We start from the raw sequence: 1174 nt of genomic DNA, 5'->3' as shown, positions 1-1174 counted from the left end.
GACCATGGTAAAACAACTCTAACTGCTGCTATCTCTCACGTACTGACTAAGACGTACGGTGGTGAAGCTAAAGATTTCGCACAGATCGATAACGCTCCAGAAGAGCGTGAGCGCGGTATTACCATTAATACTTCTCACATCGAGTACGATACTCCTTCTCGTCACTACGCACACGTAGACTGCCCAGGCCACGCTGACTATGTTAAAAACATGATCACTGGTGCTGCACAGATGGACGGCGCTATCCTAGTAGTAGCTTCTACAGATGGTCCAATGCCACAGACTCGTGAGCACATCCTGCTTTCTCGTCAGGTAGGTGTACCTTTCATCATCGTATTCATGAACAAGTGTGACATGGTAGATGACGAAGAACTACTAGAACTAGTAGAGATGGAAGTTCGTGAACTGCTATCTGAATATGACTTCCCAGGTGATGACCTACCAGTTATCCAAGGTTCAGCTCTGAAAGCCCTAGAAGGCGAGCCAGAGTGGGAAGCTAAGATCATCGAACTAGCTGAAGCACTAGACACTTACATTCCAGAGCCAGAGCGTGCTATCGACGGTGCATTCATTCTGCCAATCGAAGACGTATTCTCAATCTCAGGCCGTGGTACAGTAGTAACTGGTCGTGTTGAGCGCGGTATCGTTAAAGTAGGTGACGAAGTAGAAATCGTAGGTATCAAAGATACTACTAAGACTACTTGTACTGGTGTTGAAATGTTCCGTAAGCTGCTTGACGAAGGTCGTGCAGGTGAGAACTGTGGTGTACTACTACGTGGTACTAAGCGTGATGAAGTTGAGCGTGGTCAAGTACTGGCTCAGCCTGGTTCAATCACTCCACACACTCAGTTCGAATCAGAAGTATACGTACTGTCAAAAGAAGAAGGTGGTCGTCACACTCCATTCTTCAAGGGCTACCGTCCACAGTTCTACTTCCGTACAACTGACGTAACCGGTACTATCGAACTGCCAGAAGGCGTTGAAATGGTAATGCCTGGTGACAACATCAAGATGGTTGTTACTCTGATCTGCCCAATCGCGATGGACGAAGGTCTACGTTTCGCTATCCGTGAAGGTGGCCGTACAGTTGGTGCTGGTGTTGTAGCTAAGATCATCGCTTAATTGCTTTGATTTTAAATAGACACTGAAAAAGGCAGCTTAGGCTGCCTTTTTT

General features: G+C 46.8%; 1 protein-coding gene. It reads left to right on the top strand.

Going from position 1 to position 1174, the window contains the following annotated elements; all coding sequences use genetic code 11:
- The coding region (gene tuf, locus NY07_RS18780; RefSeq protein ID WP_033540881.1) for an elongation factor Tu at positions 1 to 1122 on the top strand (1122 nt) is incomplete at its 5' end.
- Positions 1123 to 1174: the final 52 nt, after the last annotated feature.

The organism is Shewanella sp. ECSMB14101 (assembly GCF_000773485.1).
Classification (GTDB): Bacteria; Pseudomonadota; Gammaproteobacteria; order Enterobacterales; family Shewanellaceae; genus Shewanella; species Shewanella marisflavi.
This window is presented reverse-complemented; position numbering and strand designations above follow the sequence as displayed.